The 24674-nt window shown below is 59.5% G+C and carries 21 protein-coding genes; 17 read left to right on the forward strand and 4 right to left on the reverse strand.

The features are described 5' to 3' along the window. Positions 1-45: 45 nt before the first annotated feature. Positions 46-423: a SirB2 family protein gene (locus F451_RS0117155; RefSeq protein ID WP_020682629.1), complete on the forward strand. Its 378-nt coding sequence runs from the start codon at positions 46-48 to the stop codon at positions 421-423. A gap of 30 nt (positions 424-453) precedes the next feature. On the opposite strand, the gene rfbD is transcribed toward F451_RS0117155, so the two are convergent. Further along, complete coding sequence (rfbD, locus tag F451_RS0117160) at positions 454-1365, reverse strand: dTDP-4-dehydrorhamnose reductase (protein ID WP_026291848.1); 912 nt, start codon at positions 1363-1365, stop codon at positions 454-456. A 364-nt stretch (positions 1366-1729) separates the two neighbouring features. On the opposite strand from rfbD, the gene xdhA reads away from it, so the two are divergent. From xdhA to guaD, 4 genes are read left to right on the forward strand one after another with little or no spacing between them, the layout of a single operon-like run. Beyond that, complete coding sequence (gene xdhA, locus F451_RS0117165) at positions 1730-3169, forward strand: xanthine dehydrogenase small subunit (RefSeq protein ID WP_020682632.1); 1440 nt, start codon at positions 1730-1732, stop codon at positions 3167-3169. Further along, complete coding sequence (gene xdhB, locus F451_RS0117170) at positions 3162-5546, forward strand: xanthine dehydrogenase molybdopterin binding subunit (RefSeq protein WP_020682633.1); 2385 nt, start codon at positions 3162-3164, stop codon at positions 5544-5546. Before xdhA ends, xdhB begins: the two co-directional genes overlap by 8 nt. A gap of 55 nt (positions 5547-5601) precedes the next feature. After that, complete coding sequence (gene xdhC, locus F451_RS0117175; protein WP_020682634.1) at positions 5602-6435, forward strand: xanthine dehydrogenase accessory protein XdhC; 834 nt, start codon at positions 5602-5604, stop codon at positions 6433-6435. Positions 6436-6484: 49 nt separating this feature from the next. After that, the gene (gene guaD / locus F451_RS0117180) at positions 6485-7792 is read left to right on the forward strand and encodes a guanine deaminase (protein WP_020682635.1); all 1308 of its coding nucleotides are present in this window, start codon (positions 6485-6487) and stop codon (positions 7790-7792) included. Positions 7793-7890: 98 nt separating this feature from the next. Here the strand turns inward: guaD and F451_RS0117185 are convergent, their stop codons facing one another. Continuing rightward, positions 7891-8643 (reverse strand): GntR family transcriptional regulator, encoded by a 753-nt coding sequence (locus F451_RS0117185; RefSeq protein ID WP_020682636.1) that lies wholly within the window; start codon positions 8641-8643, stop codon positions 7891-7893. 490 nt (positions 8644-9133) lie between these two features. Between F451_RS0117185 and F451_RS0117190 the strand changes: the two genes are divergently transcribed. Together F451_RS0117190 and F451_RS0117195 are read left to right on the forward strand one after the other, a co-directional pair. Then, positions 9134-10477 carry an NCS2 family permease gene (locus F451_RS0117190; RefSeq protein ID WP_240476508.1) on the forward strand — a complete coding sequence of 448 codons (1344 nt, stop codon included), beginning with the start codon at positions 9134-9136 and terminating at the stop codon, positions 10475-10477. A gap of 161 nt (positions 10478-10638) precedes the next feature. Beyond that, on the forward strand, positions 10639-11262 hold the full coding sequence (locus tag F451_RS0117195) for a LysE family translocator (RefSeq protein WP_020682638.1): 624 nt from the start codon (positions 10639-10641) through the stop codon (positions 11260-11262). 394 nt (positions 11263-11656) lie between these two features. Here F451_RS0117195 and uraH read toward each other — a convergent pair whose 3' ends face one another. Then, positions 11657-12010: a hydroxyisourate hydrolase gene (gene uraH, locus F451_RS0117210; protein ID WP_020682640.1), complete on the reverse strand. Its 354-nt coding sequence runs from the start codon at positions 12008-12010 to the stop codon at positions 11657-11659. Positions 12011-12429: 419 nt separating this feature from the next. Here uraH and puuE point away from each other — a divergent pair, with 419 nt between their 5' ends. The 7 genes from puuE to F451_RS0117245 all read left to right on the forward strand — a co-directional run bounded on the left by puuE (position 12430) and on the right by F451_RS0117245 (position 19727). After that, the gene (puuE, locus tag F451_RS0117215) at positions 12430-13353 is read left to right on the forward strand and encodes an allantoinase PuuE (protein WP_020682641.1); all 924 of its coding nucleotides are present in this window, start codon (positions 12430-12432) and stop codon (positions 13351-13353) included. Continuing rightward, a complete protein-coding gene (gene uraD, locus F451_RS0117220; protein ID WP_020682642.1) occupies positions 13350-13877 on the forward strand; it encodes a 2-oxo-4-hydroxy-4-carboxy-5-ureidoimidazoline decarboxylase in 528 nt (175 codons plus the stop codon). Before puuE ends, uraD begins: the two co-directional genes overlap by 4 nt. A 45-nt stretch (positions 13878-13922) precedes the next feature. Continuing rightward, positions 13923-14918: an allantoicase gene (gene alc / locus F451_RS0117225; protein WP_020682643.1), complete on the forward strand. Its 996-nt coding sequence runs from the start codon at positions 13923-13925 to the stop codon at positions 14916-14918. Positions 14919-14930: 12 nt separating this feature from the next. After that, positions 14931-15431: an ureidoglycolate lyase gene (locus F451_RS0117230; RefSeq protein ID WP_020682644.1), complete on the forward strand. Its 501-nt coding sequence runs from the start codon at positions 14931-14933 to the stop codon at positions 15429-15431. A 128-nt stretch (positions 15432-15559) separates the two neighbouring features. Continuing rightward, the gene (locus F451_RS0117235) at positions 15560-16768 is read left to right on the forward strand and encodes a urate hydroxylase PuuD (protein ID WP_020682645.1); all 1209 of its coding nucleotides are present in this window, start codon (positions 15560-15562) and stop codon (positions 16766-16768) included. A 580-nt stretch (positions 16769-17348) separates the two neighbouring features. Further along, complete coding sequence (locus F451_RS0117240) at positions 17349-18854, forward strand: nucleobase:cation symporter-2 family protein (protein WP_020682646.1); 1506 nt, start codon at positions 17349-17351, stop codon at positions 18852-18854. Between the two features lie 141 nt (positions 18855-18995). After that, positions 18996-19727, forward strand: a complete 732-nt coding sequence (locus F451_RS0117245) for a TetR/AcrR family transcriptional regulator (protein ID WP_240476507.1) — start codon at positions 18996-18998, stop codon at positions 19725-19727. Positions 19728-19804: 77 nt separating this feature from the next. Here the strand turns inward: F451_RS0117245 and F451_RS0117250 are convergent, their stop codons facing one another. After that, a complete protein-coding gene (locus F451_RS0117250) occupies positions 19805-20239 on the reverse strand; it encodes a GlcG/HbpS family heme-binding protein (RefSeq protein WP_020682648.1) in 435 nt (144 codons plus the stop codon). A gap of 476 nt (positions 20240-20715) precedes the next feature. Between F451_RS0117250 and gcl the strand changes: the two genes are divergently transcribed. From gcl to F451_RS0117270, 3 genes are all read left to right on the forward strand, one after another. Beyond that, complete coding sequence (gene gcl, locus F451_RS0117260) at positions 20716-22491, forward strand: glyoxylate carboligase (protein ID WP_020682650.1); 1776 nt, start codon at positions 20716-20718, stop codon at positions 22489-22491. Between the two features lie 123 nt (positions 22492-22614). Continuing rightward, positions 22615-23397, forward strand: coding sequence for a hydroxypyruvate isomerase (hyi, locus tag F451_RS0117265; RefSeq protein ID WP_020682651.1), 783 nt, complete (start codon positions 22615-22617; stop codon positions 23395-23397). Positions 23398-23444: 47 nt separating this feature from the next. Beyond that, positions 23445-24404 carry a 2-hydroxy-3-oxopropionate reductase gene (locus tag F451_RS0117270; RefSeq protein WP_420835279.1) on the forward strand — a complete coding sequence of 320 codons (960 nt, stop codon included), beginning with the start codon at positions 23445-23447 and terminating at the stop codon, positions 24402-24404. Positions 24405-24674: the final 270 nt, after the last annotated feature.

Below are 24674 nucleotides of genomic sequence, written 5' to 3' on the forward strand. Positions count from 1 at the left end.
GCAAAACCCAGCCAGAGCAACCGAAAAGGAAAGAACCATACCGTCATGTATATGATCCTGAAACACCTGCACCTGACTGCAGTAACCCTGAGCATTTCTCTGTTTCTGCTGCGCGGCTACTGGATTCTGATCGGTTCAGGCTGGCTAAAAAAGCGACCAATCCGGATCATACCCCACCTGGTGGACACGATCCTGCTGCTCAGCGCCATCGGCCTTGCCGTTACGCTACAACAGTACCCGTTCGTCAATGACTGGCTCAGCGCCAAGCTGCTCGCCCTGGTGGTTTATATCGTGCTCGGCATCATCGCCCTTAAGCGCGGCCGGAGCAAGGGCACCCGTGCCCTGGCATTCGGCGCTGCATTGACAACCTTTGGTTATATCGTCTGGGTGGCACTCACGCGGGATCCAACGCCCTGGCATTAAAGCCGCAGGACACAGGCACTCAGGACAGCGTCAGAAGCGTTCGTACAGCTGGCGCACCAGCGACACCAGCTCGCCGCGCCAGGGACGCTGACGAATCCCAAAGGTGCTCAGCAGCTTGGTGCATTTGAGGATCGAGCTGGCGGGGCGCTCAGCCTCGGTGGGGAAGTTTTTGCTGGCCACCGGCATCAGCCGCTCCACCTTGAGCGCCTCGTACTGGCTGGCCGTGGCAATAATGGCTTCACTGAAAGCATAGCGGGTGGTGATCTCGGCACCACAGTAATGATAGGTGCCCCAGGCTTGCGCGCCGCATTTCAGCTGCTTGATGATAGCCAGTACCACCCGCGCCACATCGGCCGCCGCAGTCGGGCAGCCACGGCGATCATCCACCGAGGCCAGCTCGGTTTCGGTGCGCGCCTGCTCAAGAGTACGGATCAGGAAGTTGTGTCCGCCGCCACTGAAGACCCAGCTCACACGCAGAATGATGTGTTGGGCATGTGTGCGGCGCAGCAACTCCTCACCCAGCCACTTGCTTTCGCCATACACCCCCAGCGGTCGTACCGCATCGTTCTCACGGTATCCGCTGGCATAATGGCCATCAAAAACATAGTCCGTAGACAGGTGTACGAGGGGAATATCCAGCTCGGCGCAGACACTGGCCAGCTGCTGCACAGCATCTGCATTGAGGCGCATGCAATGCTCGCGCTGTTTCTGCGCAGCATCGGCCCGATTAAAGGCGGCACAATTGACAACGTAGTCAGGCTGATGCTGCTGCAGCTGCTGCCGGATCTGGTCGGTTTCGGTGATATCAAGCTGCCGGCGCGTCAGGCCGATAATATCAAAAAAAGCATCCGCGCCCGCCTGCCTAACCAGCTCTCGCCCGACTTGACCATTAGCTCCCGTAACCAGAATACGGGCCGGCCGGCTGAAATAATCACTGCCCATAATGCGATGTACAAACCTCCACAGGGAGCAGAAAATTCAGAAATACGCGAATGCGATGAATGATTTTCACCTTATCACAGAACCCTGCCGGACAATACTGCTGCAGTGCGGTACTTTCGCACTGTCAGCCAGGCCGTCTTGCACTACCAAACCCGCGCCAGCGACACGCCAGCAGACGCCACCTGCAAGCACGAATCGCAGCAGCCTGACCCCAATTCGCACCACCGCGGCTAAGCTTGAAAGAGACACTGGCCACCTCAAATATTTTCTGACTTTTGAGTCAGCTTTTAGTTGACTCCAAAGTCAGCTTTCGTCTAGAGTCAGTCCATAGGCTAATAACTGAACACACAGCAGGAGGTTTTCCTTGATCAGGTTCTTACTCAATCAGGAACTGCGGACAGAGAATGATCTCGATCCGAACGTCACGGTCCTCAATTATCTGCGGGAAAACCTCGGCAAGAGCGGCACCAAGGAAGGCTGCGCATCGGGTGATTGCGGTGCCTGCACCGTGGTTGTCGGCGAACTGGTGGAAGAGCGCATTCGTTATCGCACACTCAACGCCTGCCTGACCTTTGTGTCTGCCCTCGATGGCAAACAGCTGATTACCGTGGAAGGACTCAAGCACCAGGGCCAGATGCACAGCGTGCAGCAGGCCATGGTCGACTGCCACGGATCCCAATGCGGCTTCTGCACACCCGGCTTTGTCATGTCACTGTTTGCGCTGCAGAAAAACAGCCCCCAGCACGACAAGGCTGCCGCCGAAGAGGCCCTGGCCGGCAACCTGTGTCGCTGCACCGGCTACCGCCCGATTCTGGAAGCCGCTGCCAGCAGCTGCACCGCCGCCCCGCGGGACCAGTTTGACCAGCAGTACGAACAGACACTTGCAAGGCTGCGCGACATCCAGCCCAGCGGCACCAGCACGCTGAACTGCGCAGGCAACCAGAGCTTTGCGCCACTGACGGTGGCCGATCTTGCACAACTGTACCAGGACAACCCCGAGGCCCGACTGCTGGCTGGCGGCACCGACCTGGCACTGGAAGTCACCCAGATGCACCGTAGCCTGCCGGTCATGATCTATGTCGGCAACGTGGCCGAACTGAAACAGGTCGAGACGTTCGATGACCGTATCGAGATCGGCGCCGCCGTGCCGCTGACCGACTGCTATGACGTTCTGGCCCGCGAATATCCGGATTTCGGTGCCATGCTGCACCGCTTTGCATCACTGCAAATCCGCAACCAGGGTACCCTTGGCGGGAATATCGGCAATGCCTCACCGATCGGCGATTCGCCACCCGCCCTTCTTACACTCGATGCGCAGATCGTGCTGCGCCAGGGCAGCAGCACCCGCACCATCGCGCTGGCCGACTACTTCGTTGACTACCGCGTGACCGTGCGCCAGGAAGCCGAGTTCATCGAAAAAATTATCGTGCCGCGGGCACAGGGCCGGGACAGCTTTCGCGTCTACAAGATTTCCAAGCGCCTGGATGACGACATCTCCGCCGTCTGCGGCGCTTTCGATCTGCGCGTAGCAGACGGTCAGATCACCGATGCTCGTGTCGCCTTCGGCGGCATGGCCGCCATTCCCAAGCGCGCCAGCCGCTGTGAACAGGCGCTGATCGGCAAGCCGTGGAATCAGGCAACCATTGATGCCGCCGCCAAGGCCCTGGGGGAAGACTTCACCCCGCTCAGCGATTTTCGCGCCAGCAGGGAATACCGCGCGCTCATCGCCGCCAACCTGTTGCGCAAATACTTCCTGGAACTCAGCACGCCCCAGCTGGCTACACGGGTAACCGATTATGTCTAACCACAACAAGATCAGCAGAACGCAGGACGAAATGATGGCGCTGGTGCGCCAGGACCTGCAAACCGGCGTCGGCCGCAAGATTCCCCACGAAAGCGCGGCCAAGCATGTCAGCGGCGAAGCGGTATATATTGATGACCGGCTGGAATTTCCCAACCAGCTGCACGTCTATGCCCGTCTCAGCGACCGGCCGCACGCGCGCATTCTCAGCATCGACACTTCCCCCTGCTACGAAATTCCGGGCGTGCGCATTGCCATCACCAGCCAGGATGTGCCAGGTCAGCTCGACATCGGTGCCGTGGCACCGGGGGATCCGCTGCTGGCGGATGGCAAGGTCGAGTATGTCGGCCAGCCGGTCATTGCCGTGGCCGCCAACAGCCTGGAAAATGCCCGCCGTGCAGCCATGGCGGCTGTCATCGAATACGAAGACCTGGAGGCCGTGCTGAGCGTTGAAGAGGCGCTGAAGAAAAAACACTTCGTACTCGACAGCCACCAGCACAAGCGCGGTGATTCCGCCCGCGCGCTGGCTGCCGCCCCACACCGCCTGCAGGGCAAACTGCATATTGGTGGCCAGGAGCATTTCTACCTCGAAACCCAGATTTCGTCGGTCATTCCCACCGAAGACGACGGTATGATCGTCTACACCTCCAGCCAGAACCCCACCGAGGTACAAAAGCTGGTCGCCGAAGTGCTCGACGTACCGATGCACAAGGTGGTGATCGACATGCGTCGCATGGGCGGCGGCTTTGGCGGCAAGGAAACCCAGGCCGCAGGGCCCGCCTGCCTCTGCGCCGTCATCGCCCGCCTGACCGGCCAGCCGACCAAGATGCGCCTGCCCCGGGTCGACGACATGATGATGACCGGCAAGCGCCATCCGTTCTACGTGGAATACGATGTCGGCTATGACGACAATGGCCGGCTGCACGGTATCGATCTGGTATTGGCGGGTAACTGCGGCTATTCGCCGGACCTGTCGGGCTCGATCGTCGACCGCGCCATGTTCCATTCCGACAACGCCTATTACCTGGGCGATGCGACCGTGACCGGTCACCGCTGCAAGACCAATACGGCCTCCAACACCGCCTATCGCGGTTTCGGCGGCCCCCAGGGCATGGTGGCCATCGAATACATCATGGACGACATCGCCCGCACCCTGGGCAAGGACCCGCTGGACGTGCGCAAGCACAACTACTACGGCAAGGCCGAGCGCAACGTCACGCACTACTACCAGACCGTCGAGGACAACATGCTCGACGAAATGACGGCCGAGCTTGAAGCCAGCAGTGAATACCAGCAGCGGCGCCAGGCCATCACCGCCTTTAACCGCGCCAACAGCATTCTGAAAAAAGGCATCGCCCTGACACCGGTGAAGTTTGGCATTTCCTTTACCGCGACCTTCCTCAACCAGGCCGGCGCACTGGTGCATGTCTACACCGATGGCAGTATTCACCTCAACCACGGCGGCACCGAAATGGGCCAGGGCCTGAATACCAAGGTCGCCCAGATCGTGGCCGAGGAATTCCAGGTCGACATCGACCGCATCCAGATCACCGCGACCAATACCGACAAGGTGCCCAACACCTCACCCACGGCGGCTTCCAGTGGCACCGACCTGAACGGCAAGGCGGCGCAGAATGCAGCCCGCACCATCCGCGGCCGGCTGGTGACCTTCGCAGCCGCACACTTCAAGGTGTCCGAAGAAGATATCGAGTTCCGCAACGGCCATGTCCGCATCCGCGATAAGGTGATGCCGTTCGACGAGCTGATTCAGCTGGCCTATTTCAACCAGATTTCGCTCTCCAGCACCGGCTTTTACCGCACACCGAAAATCTATTACGACCGCGATCAGGCTCGCGGGCGTCCGTTCTACTATTACGCCTACGGCGCGGCCTGCTCCGAGGTCCTGCTCGATACCCTGACCGGCGAATACCGCATGCTGCGTACCGACATCCTGCATGACGTGGGTGCCTCCCTTAATCCGGCCATCGACATCGGCCAGGTTGAAGGCGGCTTCGTGCAGGGCATGGGCTGGCTCACCATGGAAGAACTCAACTGGAATGCCCAGGGCAAGCTGACCACCAACAGCCCCGCCAGCTACAAGATCCCGGCGGTGGCCGACATGCCGGCCGACCTGCGGGTACGCCTGGTTGAGAACCGCAAGAACCCGGAAGACACGGTGTTCCACTCCAAGGCCGTCGGCGAGCCGCCCTTCATGCTCGGTATCTCGGTGTGGTGTGCGCTGAAGGATGCCATCGCCAGCGTTGCGGACTACCGCTTCAGCCCGCATGTCGATGCGCCGGCCACCCCCGAGCGCGTGCTCTGGGGCGTAGAGCAGATGAAACAGGCCATGGCGCAGGCATCGGTAACAGAACAAATTTGACCGGTCGGCAGTGGCCCGTGCCACTGCCCGCCCCTGGATTTGAAGAGGACAGACTATGAACCGGGTTGACTGGATCAGCGTACTGAACAAGCTGCGGGACAAGGGCGAGTCCTGCGTGCTGGTGACCATACTGGACGAGCGCGGCTCCACGCCGCGCAACAACGGCACCAAGATGGTGGTCACGGCGCAACGCAGCTATGAAACCATCGGCGGCGGTCACCTGGAACACAAGGCCATGCAGATCGCCCACCAGATGCTGGCCGACGGCGATACCGAGGTGCGCCTGGAGAAGTTTTCGCTGGGCGCCAGCCTGGGTCAGTGCTGTGGCGGGGCGACCTCGCTGCTGTTCGAACCGGTGCTGCAGTCCGGTGTGCAGATCGCCCTCTTCGGGGCCGGTCATGTTGCCCGGGCGCTGGTGAACGTGCTGGCAACACTGCCATGCCGTGTGCGCTGGATCGATTCCCGTGACAACGAGTTCCCGACGCAGATTCCGGACAATGTAGAGAAAGTAGTCAGCGAGTTCCCCACCGATGAGGTCGCAGACCTGCCTGCCCACAGCTATTGCATCGTGCTGACCCATAACCATCAGCTCGACCTGGAGCTGAGCGAACGCATCCTGAAGCGCGGTGACTTCGACTATTTCGGCCTGATCGGCTCGCGCACCAAACGCAAACGCTTCGAGCACCGGCTGCGTGCCAAGGGCATGGATGACGCCCTGCTGGCCCGCATGATCTGCCCCATGGGCACCCCCGAGGTAAAAGGCAAGCTGCCGGCCGAGATCGCCATTGCCATTGCCGGCGAAGTGATTGCCCATTACAACGCCGACTTCGGGACACAAAAGAAACGCCCGGCCGAGCCAAAGGCGCTGAGCATCTGCCGACCCGCCTGAGACCTGGCCTTAACGACCCCTTTTAAAGCTTCAAGAGCGACGCACTCCCATGACTTCTGCACGCAAGGCTTACCGCGCATCCATTCTCCACAGCATCGGCGATCCGGCCGAAGTGGGCATCGAGGCGTCTTATGAATACTTTGAAGACGGCCTGCTGATCGTCAGCAATGGTCAGATCGAGGCCCTGGGCGAGGCGAAGACACTGCTCGCCACATTGCCGGCGGGCACCGAAGTCGTCGAATACGCCAACGGCCTGCTGATGCCGGGCTTTATCGACACCCACATCCACTACCCGCAAACCGGCATGATCGCCTCCTACGGCGAGCAGCTGCTGGACTGGCTCAACAACTACACTTTCCCGGCCGAGCGCGAGTTTGAAAACCCCGCACATGCCGCTGAAGTGGCCGATGTCTTCATTCGCGAACTGCTGCGCAACGGCACCACCAGCGCCCTGGTGTTCGGCACCGTGCACAAGGCGTCGGTCGATGCCTTCTTCAACGCCGCCGAGCAACGCAACCTGCGCATGATTGGCGGCAAGGTGCTGATGGACCGCAATGCACCCGATTACCTGACGGATACCGCCGAATCCGGCTACCGCGACAGCCGCGAGCTGATCGAGCGCTGGCACGGCAAGGGGCGCCTGCACTATGCCGTGACCCCGCGCTTCGCACCGACCAGCACCGACGAACAGCTCGCGGCCGCTGGACAGCTGCTGCAGGAATACGAAGGCCTTTACATGCACACCCACCTGTCAGAAAACCGCGACGAGGTGGAATGGGTCAAGTCGCTGTTCCCGCAGTGCAGCGGCTACCTTGACGTCTACGACCATTTCAACCTGCTGAGCGAGCGTTCGGTGTTTGCCCACGGCATTCACCTGTGTGACGACGAGTGCAAACGCCTGTCGGCAACAGGTTCAGCAATCGCCTTTTGCCCAACATCCAACCTGTTCCTGGGCAGCGGCCTGTTTAACCTGCCCAAGATGGAACAGCACGGCGTCAATGTCGGGCTGGGCACCGATGTCGGCGCCGGCACCAGTTTCTCGATCCTGCAAACGCTGAACGAAGCCTACAAGGTCATGCAGTTGCAGGGCGCCAAGCTGAGCCCGTTCAAGTCACTCTACCTGGCGACGCTGGGCGGCGCCCGCGCCTTGCGCCTGGATGACCGCATCGGCAGCTTTGCCGCGGGCAACGAGGCCGACTTCGTCGTACTCGATTACCACTGCACACCGCTGATGCAATACCGTATGCAGCAGGCGCGCAGCCTGGACGAAAGACTGTTTGTGCTGATGACCCTGGGCGACGACCGGGCCGTGCGCGCAACCTTCGCAGCCGGCCAGTGCGTGCACCAACGCGATTGATCCCGAGCCCTGAAGGCGCCGATACGATGATGGCACTCACACAAAAAAGCCCCCTGCCTTGCGGCGAGGGGGCTTCGAAAAGCAGATGGGCAAGGGGCTTAACTGGCGCCCTTCTTGCGATCCCTGATCAGGTGCGAGAACACCGCATGCAGGTCACCGGACGCGCCGTCATCCTGCAGGTTCAGCTTGTGATCAATATGATCCAGGTGATGCATCATCAGCTCTACCGCGCGGGCCTTGTCGCGCTGTTCAATGGCCTTGATCAGCTGGTTGTGTTCGTCGTAGGAACAATGCGAGCGATTACCGGTTTCATAGCGGGCAATGATCAGCGAGGTCTGGGAAACCAGACTGCGCTGGAAATTCAGCAGCGGTGCATTGTTGGCCATCAGCGCCAACTGCAGATGAAACTCACCCGACAGGCGAATGCCGGAACCGCGGTCACCCTTGTCGAAACAGGCCTGCTCTTCGCGCACCAGCCGTTTCATGTTGGCAATCTGTTCGCTGGTGGCATGATCAACCGCCAGCTCCGTAATCGCGCGCTCGACGATGCGCCGGGCAAAGGAAATCTGCCGTGCTTCCTCGAGGCTCGGCTCAGCCACCACGGCACCGCGATTGGGCCGCAACAGCACGACCTGCTCGTGGGCCAGACGCGACAGTGCGCGGCGAATGATGGTTCGGCTGACGCCAAAGATTTCACCCAGGGCTTCTTCGCTCAGTTTGGTGCCGGGCGCGAGGCGCTGCTCCAGGATGGCGTCGAATATATGCGCGTACACCATATCATCCTGAGTCCCGGTGCGGACCTCGCGCGGATTGCCGCTCTGGCCGATGATCTGCTGCAAACGATCGTTCATAAGTGTGTCCACGTTTTACTGCCTGGTACCTCGACACGGCGGCCACTGCGGGCATCATCGCGACGAAGTACACAAAGGAATTATTTGAGTGCCCAGAATAGTACACAGGAACCAGACAATTGTACACGCAATACGGGAACAATAGCCCCGTCAGAACCCCGACTGTTGGCGTGCCGCACAGACGCCCGGAGACAGCACCGGCATTTTTTGATCATCGGCCCCGAACCGTTTTGGAAAACAAAAAGACGAGACAAGACGGCCTCTTCAATCCATTTTCACGCGTTTACAACTTCATTTTGGAATTTACCCATTGACCGGAGAGCTCACTAACCATTGATATTTTTGTATACAATCTTAAAATACACCTGACTGCAGTTTCAGTCTGGTATTGCAATGCAGGGATAGCCAGTCCACTACAACGTCGAGCACGGCCCAAGGCCGAGCGCGTTCAATACCATAAAAGAAATGAGGAGCACGCGTCGTGGCGAGCATTGAACAAGAACAACATGCCGCTCATTCCCTGAATGAGCCACAGACCGCTGGATTTCTTGATCGCTTTTTCAAGCTGAGCGAACACAAAACCAACGTCCGCACTGAAGTGGTCGCAGGCCTGACAACCTTTGTCACCATGGCCTACATCATCTTCGTCAACCCCAACATCATGGCCGACGCTGGCGTCGACCATGGCGCCGCCTTTGTCGCCACCTGCATTGGTGCAGCGCTGGCCTGCTTCCTGATGGGCCTCTATGCCAACTGGCCGGTCGGCCTGGCTCCCGGCATGGGACTGAACGCCTTTTTCACCTATACCGTCGTCGGCGAAATGGGCTATGACTGGCAGATCGCGCTCGGCGCTGTCTTCCTGTCCGGTGTGATATTCGTGATCCTGAGTTTCTGGAAGATTCGCGAGTGGCTACTGAACAGCATTCCGATGAGTCTGCGCTTCGCCATGGGCGCCGGCGTCGGCCTGTTCCTCGGCCTGATCGGCCTCAAGACCGCCGGCATTGTGGTCGACAGCCCGGCGACACTGCTGACCCTGGGCTCCTTCACAGAGCCCTCGGCCCTGCTCGCCGCACTCTGCTTCCTGTTGATCGCCGTGCTGTCGCACCACCGCGTGTTTGGCGGCGTGCTGATCAGCATTCTGGCCGTGACCGCCATCGGCTGGGCGATGGGGCTGGTTGAGTACCACGGCATCGTCTCCATGCCCCCGAGCCTGGCACCAACCTTCCTGGCCATGGACATAGCCGGCGCCTTTGACGTCGCGATGATAAGCGTCATCCTCGCCTTCCTGTTCGTCAACATGTTCGATACCGCCGGCACACTGATGGCGGTCGCACACCGCGCCAACCTGATTCGCGAAGACGGTTATATCGAGAACATGAGCAAGGCGCTGAAAGCAGACAGCAGTTCCAGCGTCATCGGCGCCCTGGTCGGCTGCCCGCCGGTCACCAGCTATGTCGAGAGTGCCTCCGGCATCGCGGCCGGCGGCCGCACCGGACTGACAGCAGTGGTTTGCGGCCTTCTCTTTGCCGCCGCCGTATTCCTGGCCCCGCTGGCCGGCATGATTCCGGCCTACGCCACCGCCGGTGCGCTCATCTATGTGGCGATGCTGATGATGGGCGGAATGCAAAGCATCAACTGGAAGGATCAGACCGATATGATCCCGGCCGTCGTCACCGTGGTGATGATGCCGCTGACCTTTTCGATCGCCAATGGTATCGCCATGGGCTTTATCACCTACGCGGTCCTGAAGCTGCTAACCGGCAACGCCAACAAGGTCTCGCCCGCCATGTATGTGCTCTGCGCCATTTTCGTGGCCAAGTTCATCTTCCTGTAACGGCGACTCAAGGCATCTTTGCCTGATCAACCCGCCGGCACAACCGGCGGCACCTGGCAGAGACGCCCTAACCCGGCCAGACACTGTACCCCTTCAGCGTCTGGCACACCCGCAGCGGCCTTTCCAGGCCACTGCGGGTCTTTTTGCGTGAGGAGCAACGCATGCTGCTGGAAACCTGGCTACTTTATACCGCGTCGATATTTGTGGTGATTCTGATTCCCGGCCCGCTGTCACTACTGATGGTCAGCAACAGCCTGAATTACGGCATCCTGCGCACCACGCCTGCGTTTCTGGGTGGCGTCAGCGCCTCGGTAATGCTGCTCAGCGCCTCGGCCATGGGTTTGGGCGCACTGCTGATGGCATCGGAACAGCTGTTCAGCGCGCTGAAGATCGCAGGCGCTCTGTACCTGTTTTATCTGGCCTGGCGCAGCTGGCGTGAAGCCAGCCAGCTGAATGCCAGTGCCCTGGCAGAGAAACAGCAGATACCGGGCTTCAACGCCATGTTCTGGCAGGCTTTCGGTTTGGGCGCCAGCAACCCCAAGGACATCCTGTTTTTTGCCGCCCTGCTGCCTCAGTTCATCAGTGCCCAGAGCCCTCTGCTGTCCCAACTGCTCATCATGATTGTCACCTGGGCCTGTGCCGACCTGATCTGCAAACTGGGTTACGGACTTTGCGCCCGCGGTGCGGCAAGGTTCATGACCACGGCATCGAGCCGCGCCTGGTTCAGCCGCTTCACCGCCGGCATCTTCGCCAGCGCCGGCTCCGCAGCACTGCTGAGCCGATAATTCGCCCGCGCAGCGGGCGCCCACGAACCTTTCTAACACCGCAGGCGCTCGCTCTGCGAGCGAATGACCGCCAGGGAAGGTGGGAATCCTGCAAACGCAGGAGCAGTTTTCAGGAGACGCCAGGGAAGGTGGGAATCCTGCAAACGCAGGAGCAGTTTTCAGGAGACGCCAGGAAGGGTGGGAATCCTGCAAACGCAGGAGCGGTTTTCAGGAGACCTCCAGGGAGGCGCAAAAATATCGTTATTGCAGGCGCAGATAACGAGGAAGTACATCCATGTACAAGCCCTGCTCTTGCGCGTCCTTGCGCTCGCAGGATAAGTACATCCATGTACAAAAAAACCCGCAGGGCCGAGGCCGCTGCGGGTTTTTGTGCCACCGGGAAAACTGTGGCGGATCAGCTGCCGCGGTAGGTCGAGTAGCTGTACGGTGAAATCAGCAAGGGGACATGGTAATGATCGTCTTCAGCCGAAATGCCGAAGCGCAGTACGACCTGGTCAAGGAAAGCGGGTTCGGGCAGTTCCACGCCCAACGCACGGTAGTAATCCCCGGCATGAAACAGCAATTCATAGACACCGGCAACAAAAGCATCGCCTTCGAGCACAGGGCTGTCGCAGCGCCCGTCATCGTTGGTTACCGTCGTCAGAATCAGCTCGCGCTCCTGGCCCGTGATACGGTAGAGATCAATCCGGATTTCATTTCCCGGGCGGCCGTGGGCCGCATCCAGTACGTGCGTGGTCAAGTATCCCATCAGTTCAAGAGGCCTCCTGCAACGGCCACCAGATGACTGGTGCCATGCCGCTCTGCCTCTCCTCCTCTTCGATCAAGTCTGCTGGTGTTACACCTGTGCCGCGTCGGCTGCGACAAAGGCAGTTTCAGCAACAATATACACAGTTTTTAATTTTTTTGTACACAAAACTGGCGCCAATTTGCTATCTACCCCCATGAACAGCACCTCAAGACCACCACCCCCGCAGCCAGCGCGCCTGAGCGGAGAAACAAAGCTGCTTCTGCGGCAGTACGATGCTCATGAAACACACAAACAAATGGCAAATTTATTTACAATGAGTAATATTTTTTGTATACAATAAAACACATCAATGCTTCCACTTGGAAAACTGGAAGCTGAACATGAAGCCCTACACCGGAATCGAGATAAGGAGTCGCCCTGTGAGCAATGATTACCCACGCGACCTGATTGGCTATGGGGCCAATCCCCCGCACCCCCACTGGCCGGGCGACGCACGCATCGCAATCTCTTTCGTCCTCAACTATGAAGAAGGCGGCGAGCGCAGCATCCTGCATGGCGACAAGGAGTCCGAAGCCTTCCTGTCGGAGATGGTGGCAGCCCAGCCGCTGCAGGGCGAACGCAACATGAGCATGGAGTCGTTGTACGAATATGGCAGCCGTGTTGGCGTTTGGCGCCTGTTGCGCCTGTTCAAGAAACACGATATCCCGCTGACAATCTTTGCCGTTGCCATGGCCGCCGAGCGCCATCCCGAGGTGATTCAGGCCATGCACGCCGCCGGTCACGAAATCTGCAGCCACGGCTACCGCTGGATCGACTACCAGTACATGGATGAGTCCGAAGAGCGCGATCACATGCAACGCGCCATCGACATTCTGACCCGGATCACCGGCGAACGCCCGCTGGGCTGGTACACCGGCCGCACCGGTCCAAACACCCGTAACCTGGTGATGCAGGAAGGCGGCTTCCTTTACGACTCCGATACGTACGACGACGACCTGCCCTACTGGACCGACAACAATGGCAAGGGCCACCTGGTTATCCCCTACACTCTGGATACCAATGACATGCGCTTTACCCAGGTGCAGGGCTTCAACTGTGGCGAGCAGTTCTATCAGTATCTGAAGGACGCCTTTGACGTGCTCTATGCGGAAGGCGCCGATGCGCCCAAAATGCTCTCCATCGGCATGCACTGCCGTTTGCTGGGCCGCCCGGCGCGCATGGCGGCACTGGAGAAGTTTATCAAGTATGCCAGCAACCACGACAAGGTCTGGTTCACCCGCCGCGTTGATATCGCGCGTCACTGGCATGAAACCCACCCCTATGCGCCGGAGGGAAGCAAGTGACCCAGTTCCAGACCTGCACGCCCAGCGCCCTGGGCCGCGATGCCTTTATCGAAATGTTCGGCGACATTTACGAACACTCGGCCTGGGTTGCCGAACAGGCGTTCGATCAGGCACAGGCCGCCGGTAACCCATCTGCGCTCGACAATGTCGAAGCGCTGCACGCACTGATGGCCGCACAGCTCATGCAGGCCCCGCATGAGGCCCAGCTGGCGCTGATCAATGCTCACCCGGATCTCGCCGGCAAGGCCGCCGTGCGCGGCGAGCTGACTGCCGCCTCCACCTCCGAGCAGGCCGGCGCCGGCATCAGCGAATGCAACGCCGAGGAGTTCCAGCGCTTTACCGAGCTCAATGCGGCCTACAAGGACAAGTTCAGGTTCCCGTTTATCATGGCGGTCAAAGGCAGTAACCGGCACCAGATTCTGGCCGCGTTCGAGGAACGCATCCATAACAGCCCCGAACAGGAGTTCGCGCGGGCACTGGCCGAAATCAACAATATTGCGCTGTTTCGGTTACAGACCCTTTAAGGGCTGATCCGTCACGGGCAACATATACAAAGGAATAGAGAGACGATGAGCACACAGAATTTCGACAAGTACATTAACCTGGCTGACGCTCGCCTGGGCACCAAAGCCGTTTCCGTCACCGACGACTGGTTTGCCGATGTTAATCGCCTGTTCCAGGCGGAACCGGCCGTCTGGAAAGAAGGCGTGTTCGATGACAACGGCAAATGGATGGATGGCTGGGAATCCCGCCGCAAGCGCTTTGAAGGCTACGACTCTGCAGTGATCCGCCTCGGCGTACCCGGCACCATCAAGGGTTTCGACATCGATACCAGCTACTTTACCGGCAACTTCCCGCCGTCGGCATCCATCGATGCCTGCTTCTGTGCCGAAGGCGATCCCAACGAAGACACCCAGTGGGAAGAAATTCTTACCTCTGTCGAGCTGCAGGGCGACAGCCACCACCTGCACGCCATTAGCGATGACCGCGCCTGGACCCACCTGCGCTTTAACATCTATCCGGATGGCGGCGTGGCACGCCTGCGTGTCTACGGCGTACCGTACCGCGACTGGAGCGCGCAGAGCAGCGACGAACAAATCGACCTGGCTGCCGCCCTTAACGGCGGTCGCGCCCTGGCCTGCAGCGACGAGCACTTCGGCCGCATGAGCAACATCCTCAACCCGGGCCGAGGCATCAACATGGGTGATGGCTGGGAAACCGCCCGTCGCCGTACGCCGGGCAACGACTGGGTCATCGTCGCGCTGGGCCACCCGGGTGAAATCGAGCGTATCGTCGTCGATACGCTGCACTTCAAGGGTAACTACCCGGACAGCTGCTCCATCCAGGCAGCTTATGTAGAAGGCGGCACCGACTCCCAGATAGAGGCACGCAGCCTGTACTGGCGTGAACTGCTGCCATCCCAGAAACTGGAAATGCACCAGGAACACAGCTTCGAAGCCCAGATCAAGGATCTTGGCCCGGTTACCCATGTGCGCCTGAACATTTTCCCTGATGGTGGTGTGAGCCGGCTACGCCTGCTCGGCCGCATAGCCAAGAAAGCCTGAGGCAACACCGCCATGCAAAGGTTAAAGATTGAAGCGCTGAGCAAGGAAGCCTTCGCCCCTTTCGGGGATCTGATCGCCAGTGAAGGTCATGATTTTTTCATGATCAACAATGGCTCCACGCGCCGCTACCACCGCCTTGCGGAGGTCGAAACGGGCAGCGAAGGTACACCAATCATCAGCATTTTCCGGGCCCAGACGCTCCCCATGCCGCTACGGGTACGCATGATGGAACGTCACCCGCTGGGCAGCCAGGCCTTTATTCCGATGCGTGGCAACCCGTTCCTGATCCTGGTAGCGCCGCCGGGCGATGATCTGACATCATCCCAGCTGCGTGCCTTTTACAGTGACGGCTCCCAGGGCGTGAATTATCGCCCTGGCGTCTGGCACCATCCGATACTGGCGCTAACCGATCAGGACGAGTTTCTGGTGGTCGACCGCGCCGGGCCCGGCAATAACTGTGACGAATTTTTCTTTGCCGACAGCGAAGAAATAATGCTCGACCCTAAGCACTAAAAACCAACCCACAAACAATATTATTAGAAGCAATTTGGAGCCGGGAAGCAGTCGCGACAGAGCGTACTGAGCATATACCCAGGTTCAGTCACTGGCCCCGCGGGGCCGGTGCATCTGAGGAGCGAACTATGGATCCGCATATTACTGAATGGCTCAACCTGACCGCCCGCTGGGTACACATGATCGTAGGCATCGCCTGGATCGGAGCGTCTTTCTACTTCGTCTGGCTCGAAAACCATCTCGACCGCAGCAATCCCCGCGAAGGCCTGTCCGGCGACCTGTGGGCCATCCACGGTGGCGGTATTTACCACCTCGAGAAATACAAGCTGGCACCGCCGAAAATGCCGGAAGAGCTGCACTGGTTCAAATGGGAAGCCTATGCCACCTGGCTCAGTGGCATCGCACTGCTCACCATTGTGTTCTACCTCAATGCCGACCTCTACCTGGTTGCCCCCGGCTCTGACATGAGCCCGACCACCGCCATTGCCATTGGCGTGGGTGCGCTGATTGCCGGCTGGTTTATCTACGATTTCCTGTGCGACTCGCCCCTGGGCAAAAGGCCCGCCCTGCTGGGCGCCCTGCTGTTCGTGCTGCTGGTCGGAGCCGCCTGGGGCCTGAGCCAGGTATTCAGCGGCCGTGGTGCCTTTATCCATGTTGGCGCCATTATCGGCACCATGATGGTGGGTAACGTATTTCGCGTCATCATGCCGGGGCAGCGCGCTCTGGTCGGTGCCATCGAAGCCAGTCGCGAACCCGATCCAACCCTGCCGGCCAAGGCCCTGCTGCGCTCGCGTCACAACAACTACCTGACCCTGCCGGTGCTGTTCATCATGATCAGCAACCATTTCCCGAGCACCTATGGTAGCGCGTCCAACTGGATGATCCTGGCAGCCCTGGCCGTCCTGAGCGTGCTGGTGCGCCATTACTTCAATACCCGCCATGAAAGCCAGAAGCTGGCCTGGACCTTGCCGGTGGCTGCGCTGGGTATGGTTGCCCTGGCTTTTGTCACCAAGCCGGATACGGGCCCGAAAAGCGTGGTGAGTGATAACAACAGTCAGGCCGCTGCCGTCCAGAGTGTGAAGTTCGACGACGTCTACAATGTTATCCAGCAGCGCTGTACCAGCTGCCACTCCGCCACGCCCACCAGCCCTGCATTTACCACCGCGCCTGCGGGGGTGATCATGGATGAGCCCGACCAGATCAAGCAGCTGGCATCACGCATTAATGCGCAGGCGGTTGCCAGCAACATCATGCCACTGGGCAACATCACCAACATGACACAGGAAGAACGCAACCTGATTGGCAGCTGGATTGCCGCCGGCGCACCAACCGAGTAACACGACACCCTCGCTGGCCGCCTTTCCCCGCCGCCCCGACATTTGTTGGGGCGGCTTTTTGCGTTTCACGCCCCCGCCTGTCGGACTTAACCCCCATCTGCTCGGCAACGGCTCGAAGCACACTGCTGCTAAAATAAGCTCGCTGACCGGACGATCTGCCACCAATTGAGGACCTGCCTGCGCCCCGGGTTAACGAACAATCTGCCTAGCAGCCTGTCGGACTTACCACTGATCGACTGCGGAAAAGCCGAAATTGGTCAATTTATGTACTCTTTTTTGTTAAATAGAACCACTATTCGCCTCAAAAGAGCTCAAAAACTGCCGCAAATCGGTCTTTCCCTCGTTACGATCGGCCAAGCCCGACAGGCTGCTAACAGCGAACACCTGGGCAACAGTGAATACTGATACAGAAAGAATTGTGTACATAATTCAGAATTACTATGGACATTATTTTTGCCATTCCCTATATTGGTCATTACCTGACCAACTAGTCAGCATTGTCAGAACCCGGCACCCCGCGGCGGTTTAAACCCTCGCCCCAACCAGCTTTTCATAAAAATAACTAGGGTAGGCACTTACCATGACAGCGAAACATTCAGGGAGCCAGGCAGGCCCCAACACGAAGCATGATCTGATTTACGGGCTTGAGGACACACCGGCCGTTGGTGCTGCATTCTTTGCAGCTCTGCAACACGTGCTGGCCAGTTTTATCGGCATCATCACCCCGACCCTGATCGTCGGCGGCGTTCTGGGCCTGGGCAGCGAAGTGCCTTACCTGGTGAGCATGGCATTGGTCGTCTCCGGTGTCGGTACCTTTATACAGGCGCGCCGCATTGGCCCGATCGGCTCCGGCCTGCTCTGCGTACAGGGCACCAGTTTCGCCTTCCTCAGCACCATCCTGAGCGTCGGCTTTATCGTCAAGAATGCCGGCGGCGGACCCGATGAAATTCTGGCCACCATCTTCGGCGTCTGCTTTCTCGCCGCCTTTGTGGAAGTGTTCCTGAGTCGGTTCATTCACCGCCTGGGCCGTGTCATCACGCCCGTGGTGACCGGCACCGTCATCACCATTATTGGCCTGTCGCTGATCAAGGTGGGCATGACCGATCTGGCGGGCGGCTTTGGTGCCGAAGACTTTGGCTCCCTTGAAAACCTCGGCCTCGGCGGCCTAGTGCTCGCAACTATCATCATCATGAACCGCTTTCGCAATCCGATGATTCGCCTCAGCGCCGTTATCGTCGGCCTGCTGGTCGGTTTCTCCGTCGCCTGGGTACTGGGGCGCGTCGACTTCAGCGGTTTGGCAAACCTGCCACTGCTGACCGTGCCGCAACCGTTCAAGTACGGTTTCTCGTTTGATATCGCAGCCTTTATCTCCCTGGCTGTGATCTATGTGGTGACTGCGATCGAAACCACCGGCGACCTCACCGCCAACTCCATGGTGTCGAGCCAACCCGTGCAGGGCCCGGTCTACCTGAACCGCATCAAGTCCGGCGTACTGGCCGATGGCTTCAACTCCGCCATGGCCGCGGCGCTGAACAGCCTGCCTATGACCACCTTTAGCCAGAACAACGGTGTCATCCAGCTCACCGGTGTCGCCAGCCGCCGCGTGGCCTACTACATCGCAGGCATACTTGCCCTGCTCGGTCTGTTTCCTTACATCGGCGGCATTTTGCAGCAGATGCCAAAACCGGTACTCGGTGGCGCCACCCTCATCATGTTCGGCACGGTGGCAACCGCCGGTGTGAAAATACTCGCCCAGTGCGAACTGAACCGCCGCAACATGCTGATCGTTGCCGTCTCCATTGGCCTGGGCCTGGGTGTCGCTGCGGTACCCGAGGTTCTGCAGGCCCTACCCAAAACGGTACAGAACATCATCGGCTCGCCGGTCAGCATCGGTGCCTTCAGCGCCATCATCCTGAGCCTGTTCCTGCCGGAGGAGTCTGTCGTCGACGTCGAAGCGGATCTCACCGAAAGCAGCACGCTGGCTGCTGCCAACCAGCCACAGGTCGCGGATACCCCGCAGACCACAAGGACCGAGACATTCGAGGGCAGCAGCGGTGCCAAGCCCCTGGGCGGCACAGCGACCTGACCTGATGTCCTGAGACCACAGTGATCCCAGGCAACCGGGGGCGCGGCACCATGCAGCCCCCGGTCTTTTGTGTTGTGGACAATCTGCGTTACGACTCTGCTGTTTCAGCCCTGCGCCTGCCTTGAGCCGCCGGAGTACGCGGTGGTAAGATTCGCCTCCTGTCGCAGTGATGCCAAGCCCCTGCTGCGCGTAGATCAGCGGCTCACGCCTGGCCCGCAATACAGCAAGGAGCAGGCTTCAATGGCCAGCATTCGCGAACGCAACAAGCACCTGATAATCAAGACCGCCTGCCAGGTGTTTGCCGACAAGGGCTTTGCCGCCACCAAGACCAGCGACATCGCCGACAAGGCGGGTCTGCCCAAGGCCAACATCTACTACTACTTCAAATCGAAGGAAGCACTGTACCGTGCCGTGCTCGAAAGCATTATCGAGCCGCTGCTGCAGGCCTACTCGCCGTTTCATCGCGAAGAAGAACCTGAGCTGGCACTGCGCGCCTATATCAAGGCCAAGGTACGCATCTCGCGGGAACACGCCGATGCCTCCAAGGTCTTTGCCAGCGAGATCATGCACGGTGCGCCACACCTGTCCGCAGAAAGTCTGGAGCAGCTGAAAACAGAGGCCGAGCGCAGCATCGAACGGCTGCGCCAATGGATCGCCGATGGCCGCATGGCACCGGTTGACCCGCACCATCTGATGTTCACTATCTGGGCATCGACCCAAACCTACGCCGACTTCGACTGGCAAATACTCGAAGTCACCGGCCGCAAGAAGCTCCAGGCCAAAGACTACGATACGGCCGCAGAATTAATCACCCGGCTGGTACTCAAAGGCTGCGAGGTACAGCCCCAGGACAGCGCTACCCGCAACGCCTGAGCGATACTCGGTCCCGTAACGAAAACAGGCCCGCTGCCGGAGCAGCGGGCCTGTTGAGCAAGCGTTTAACGGGCTGATCAGAGCCCGTTATCGGCCCGCAGCCCACTCGCCTCGACGCCTGCCATGGCGCAGAGTTCATCGACATCCGAGGTATCACCACTGATACCCACGGCTCCCACGACCCCCCCATCAGCATTGCGTACCAGCACACCGCCCGCCACCGGTACGATGTTGCCCTGGGCCAGGGTATTTACTGCACCGATAAAGGCCGGACGCTGCTCGGCATCCGCCGCGATCAGACGCGAAGGCTTGCCCAGTGCCAGCGCTCCCCAGGCCTTGCCTGTCGCGATTTCGGGCCGCAGCAGGCTGGCCCCGTCTTCACGCTGCAGCGATACCAGGCGTCCAGCCTGATCGAGTACCGCGACGGTTAAGGGCGCCGCCCCAATCTCCCGCCCCTTGTGCAGGGCCGCCGTACAAATATTCAGTGCCGTTGCCAGATTGACTGTCGACATTCTACATCTCCTCAAGGATTACAAGGTTGAACAAAGTCGGTTGGCGTTGCAGGGCACTGAGCCCCCTGCCCGCCTGAATTCAAATGCTGTTATGCACCTATGGCGACCCCGCAGCGCCAGCGGCGTCCAGGCATCCCTGAACTGCGTCATGCTGCGCTGGAATCACGCCAGGCTGTACCAAAAAAAAAGCCTGAAAACCGGTCACAAGAAATAAACATGAATACAAACCGGCTTGAAACAGACTCCATCTATAGCCAAGAAAAACAACAAATCCAACACATTTGTTATATTTTTTTGTATACATATTTTAAATAGACCAATATATAAGAACATAAATAACTGTTTTATAAGCATTTATTTTTTATTGAATATTTTATACAGCCTCAACAGAGGACTTGACCTCAGACGGGGCTAATGCATAGAATCACTCATCGCTATTTTGTACACAATTAATAAACAATAAAGGGCACAATATAATGGCAAAAATGAGAGCGATTGAAGCCGCCATTGAAGTACTCAAGCGTGAAGGCATCGACACCGCCTTCGGCCTGCCGGGCGCCGCCATCAACCCGATGTACGCTGCCATGAAGAAAATCGGCGGTATCGACCACGTACTGGCACGCCATGTTGAAGGCGCCTCCCACATGGCGGAGGGTTACACCCGTACCCACCCCGGCAATATCGGCCTGTGCATTGGTACATCAGGCCCGGCCGGTACCGACATGATTACCGGTCTCTACTCCGCCTCAGCCGACTCCATTCCCATCCTGTGCATTACAGGTCAGGCACCCCGTGCACGCATGCACAAGGAAGACTTCCAGGCAGTCGACATCAGCAGCATCGCCGCCCCGGTCACCAAGTGGGCCACCACCGTACTGGAACCGGCACAGGTACCCTGGGTGTTCCAGAAGGCCTTCAACATCATGCGCTCCGGCCGCCCGGGCCCCGTGCTGATCGATCTGCCGTTCGACGTGCAGATGGCCGAGATCGAATTTGATATCGACACCTATGAGCCGCTGCCCCAGGCCAAGCCGGCCGCAACCCGCAAGCAGGTCGAAAAGGCGCTGAGCATGCTCAACGCCTCCGAGCGCCCGCTGCTGGTCGCCGGTGGCGGCATCATCAATGCCGATGCCTGTGAAAAGTTTGTTGAATTCGCCGAACTGACCGGTATCCCGGTTATACCGACCCTGATGGGCTGGGGCATCATCCCGGATGACCATCCGCAGATGGTCGGCATGGTCGGTCTGCAGACCTCGCACCGCTATGGCAATGCCACCATGCTGGCCTCCGACCTGGTTCTGGGCATTGGCAATCGCTGGGCCAACCGTCACACCGGTTCCGTTGAGGTCTACACCGAAAACCGCACCTTTATCCACGTCGATATCGAACCGACCCAGATTGGCCGCGTCTTCATGCCGGACCTGGGAATCGTGTCCGATGCAGGCGCCGCCCTGGATCGCTTCCTCGAAGTGGCCCGCGAGTGGAAAGCGGCCGGCAAGCTGGCCGATCGCAGCGCCTGGCTGGCCCAGTGCCAGGAACGCAAGCGCACCCTGCAGCGCAAGACGCACTTCGACAATGTGCCCGTCAAGCCACAGCGCGTGTACGAAGAAATGAACAAGGCCTTCGGCAAGGACACCTGCTACGTCAGCACCATCGGCCTGTCCCAGATTGCTGCGGCGCAGTTCCTGCACGTCTACAAACCGCGTCACTGGATCAACTGCGGCCAGGCCGGTCCGCTGGGCTGGACCATTCCGGCGGCGCTGGGTGTGGTCAAGGCGGACCCGGAACGCCAGGTTGTGGCGCTGTCCGGCGACTACGACTTCCAGTTCATGATCGAGGAGCTGGCGGTCGGCGCCCAGTTCAACCTGCCCTACATCCACGTTCTGGTGAACAACTCCTACCTGGGGCTGATTCGCCAGGCCCAGCGCGGCTTTGACATGGACTACTGCGTACAGCTGGCGTTCGAGAACCAGAACGCACCGGAACTCAACGGCTACGGTGTTGATCACGTCGCCGTGGTGGAAGGCCTGGGCTGCAAGGCCCTGCGCGTGACCGAACCGGATCAGATCCAGGCGACACTGCAGCAGGCCAAAGAGCTGATGTACAAGCACCGTGTACCGGTCGTGGTTGAAGTCATGCTGGAGCGTGTCACCAACATCGCGATGGGCACTGAAATCAACGCCGTCAACGAGTTCGAAGACCTGGCCGAACGCGGCGAAGACGCGCCAACCGCCATCTCGATGCTGGATTAAGGCGCGGCTCCTTGTGGGAGCCCACTGCGTGGGCGAATTGCCACCCTTTGGCAGCATTCGCCCGAAGACCGGGCTCCCACAAAACCCTGCCTTCGCCAAACACCGAACATTAAGGAGAGTGCCATGCCACGTTTTTGCGCCAACCTGTCGATGCTCTTCACCGAGCACGACTTCCTCGACCGCTTCGACGCCGCAGCAAAAGCCGGCTTTGCGGGCGTGGAGTACTTGTTCCCGTATGATTTCGACGCGGATGAAATCAAGGCGAAACTGGATGCCAACCAGCTAACCCAGGTGCTGTTCAACCTGCCGGCCGGTGACTGGAATGCCGGTGAGCGCGGTATCGCCTGCCACCCGGATCGCATCGAGGAGTTCCGTTCCGGCGTCGAGCAGGCGATCAAGTATGCCAGGGTACTGGGCAACACTCAGGTCAACTGCCTGGCCGGCATTCAACCCACCGGCGTCAGTGACGAACTGGCCGAAGCCACCCTGGTGGAAAACCTGCGCTATGCCGCCGACAAGCTGCAGCAGGCCGGCATTCGGCTGGTGATGGAAGCCATCAACACCCGCGACATTCCGGGTTTCTTCCTCAACAACACCCGCCAGGCACTGCGCATTCGCGACCTCGTCGGCAGCGACAACCTGAGCCTGCAGTACGACATCTACCACATGCAGATCATGGAGGGTGATATCTGCCCGACCCTGCAGGCCAACTTGAGCGCTATCCAGCATATTCAGCTGGCCGACAATCCCGGTCGCCACGAACCCGGCACCGGCGAACTGAACTACCCGTTCATTTTCAGTTTCATCGACCAGCTTGGCTACGACGGCTGGATCGGCTGCGAATACAAGCCGGCCACCAGCACCGAAGCGGGTCTTGGCTGGATGAAAGAGCACAACATTCTGTAACGATCACCCGTAGGAGCGGCGCCTCGCAGCGAACAGGCCTAGGTGCAATGTGTATTCACACCGGGGAAGTGCCCTTTGGGTACGGCGCTCCTACAAACAGACTCAGGAGACAAGCAATGGCAAAGATCGGATTTATCGGTACCGGTATCATGGGCAAGCCCATGGCGCAGAACCTGCAGAACGCTGGACACACCCTGTTCTTCTCGGAACACCACGACCCGGCCCCCGCCGACCTGCTGGGTGAGCGCGGCGTGGCCCTGGCCAACCCGAAAGAGGTGGCCCAGGAAGCCGAATTCATTATCCTGATGGTGCCCGATACCCCCCAGGTCGACGATGTCCTGTTCCGTGAAAACGGCGTTGCCAAAGGCGTTGGCAAAGGCAAGGTCGTCATCGACATGAGTTCCATTTCCCCCATCGCCACCAAGGATTTTGCCGCACGTATCAACGCCACCGGCGCCGAGTACCTGGATGCGCCGGTTTCCGGCGGTGAAGTGGGCGCCAAGGCCGCCAGCCTGACCATCATGGTGGGTGGCAGCGAAGCGGCCTTTGAGCGCGCCAAGCCGCTGTTCGATGTCATGGGCAAGAACATTACCCTGGTGGGTGGCAATGGCGACGGCCAGACGACCAAGGTCGCCAACCAGATCATCGTGGCGCTGAATATCCAGGCCGTATCCGAGGCCCTGCTGTTTGCCTCCAAGGCAGGCGCGGATCCTGCCAAGGTACGCGAAGCCCTGATGGGCGGCTTTGCCTCGTCCAAGATCCTGGAAGTGCACGGCGAGCGCATGGTCAAGGGCACCTTCGATCCGGGTTTCAAGATCTGCCTGCACCAGAAGGATCTCAACCTGGCGCTGGAAGGCGCCCGGGCACTCAAGCTGAACCTGCCCAACACCGCCAGCGCACAGCAGAACTTCAGCACCTGCGCGGCACTCGGCGGCGAGAACTGGGATCACTCCGCCATGATCAAGGCGCTGGAACACATGGCCAACCACTCGATTCGAGAGAAATAAGTCGATTCGCCCGCAGACCGGGCTCCTACATCCTGCGTAGGAGCTCACTCTGTGCGCGATACACAAAGATCGAGGCGCTGGAGCATATGGCCAACCATTCGATTCGCGAGAAATAAGTCGATTCGCCCGCAGACCGGGTTCCTGCATCCTGCGCAGGAGCTCACTCTGTGCGCGATACACACATAGTGTTCACGGCTGAAGGGTTCTATTCAGAGCCCTTCATCGACTTGGAATCAGGGCGGGGTCCGTTGCCAGCTTTATTCTGCGCCC

It is taken from the genome of Marinobacterium rhizophilum DSM 18822, from assembly GCF_000378045.1.
GTDB classification, from domain to species: domain Bacteria; phylum Pseudomonadota; class Gammaproteobacteria; order Pseudomonadales; family Balneatricaceae; genus Marinobacterium_A; species Marinobacterium_A rhizophilum.

Excerpts from the sequence above, each read along its gene's own strand:
- F451_RS0117155 (WP_020682629.1), top strand. The coding sequence starts at position 46 with ATGTATATGATCCTGAAACACCTGCACCTGACTGCAGTAACCCTGAGC.
- rfbD (WP_026291848.1), bottom strand. The coding sequence starts at position 1,365 with ATGGGCAGTGATTATTTCAGCCGGCCGGCCCGTATTCTGGTTACGGGA.
- xdhB (WP_020682633.1), top strand. The coding sequence starts at position 3,162 with ATGTCTAACCACAACAAGATCAGCAGAACGCAGGACGAAATGATGGCG.
- xdhC (WP_020682634.1), top strand. The coding sequence starts at position 5,602 with ATGAACCGGGTTGACTGGATCAGCGTACTGAACAAGCTGCGGGACAAG.
- guaD (WP_020682635.1), top strand. The coding sequence starts at position 6,485 with ATGACTTCTGCACGCAAGGCTTACCGCGCATCCATTCTCCACAGCATC.
- F451_RS0117185 (WP_020682636.1), bottom strand. The coding sequence starts at position 8,643 with ATGAACGATCGTTTGCAGCAGATCATCGGCCAGAGCGGCAATCCGCGC.
- F451_RS0117195 (WP_020682638.1), top strand. The coding sequence starts at position 10,639 with ATGCTGCTGGAAACCTGGCTACTTTATACCGCGTCGATATTTGTGGTG.
- uraH (WP_020682640.1), bottom strand. The coding sequence starts at position 12,010 with ATGGGATACTTGACCACGCACGTACTGGATGCGGCCCACGGCCGCCCG.
- alc (WP_020682643.1), top strand. The coding sequence starts at position 13,923 with ATGAGCACACAGAATTTCGACAAGTACATTAACCTGGCTGACGCTCGC.
- F451_RS0117230 (WP_020682644.1), top strand. The coding sequence starts at position 14,931 with ATGCAAAGGTTAAAGATTGAAGCGCTGAGCAAGGAAGCCTTCGCCCCT.
- F451_RS0117235 (WP_020682645.1), top strand. The coding sequence starts at position 15,560 with ATGGATCCGCATATTACTGAATGGCTCAACCTGACCGCCCGCTGGGTA.
- F451_RS0117240 (WP_020682646.1), top strand. The coding sequence starts at position 17,349 with ATGACAGCGAAACATTCAGGGAGCCAGGCAGGCCCCAACACGAAGCAT.
- F451_RS0117250 (WP_020682648.1), bottom strand. The coding sequence starts at position 20,239 with ATGTCGACAGTCAATCTGGCAACGGCACTGAATATTTGTACGGCGGCC.
- gcl (WP_020682650.1), top strand. The coding sequence starts at position 20,716 with ATGGCAAAAATGAGAGCGATTGAAGCCGCCATTGAAGTACTCAAGCGT.
- hyi (WP_020682651.1), top strand. The coding sequence starts at position 22,615 with ATGCCACGTTTTTGCGCCAACCTGTCGATGCTCTTCACCGAGCACGAC.
- F451_RS0117270 (WP_420835279.1), top strand. The coding sequence starts at position 23,445 with ATGTGTATTCACACCGGGGAAGTGCCCTTTGGGTACGGCGCTCCTACA.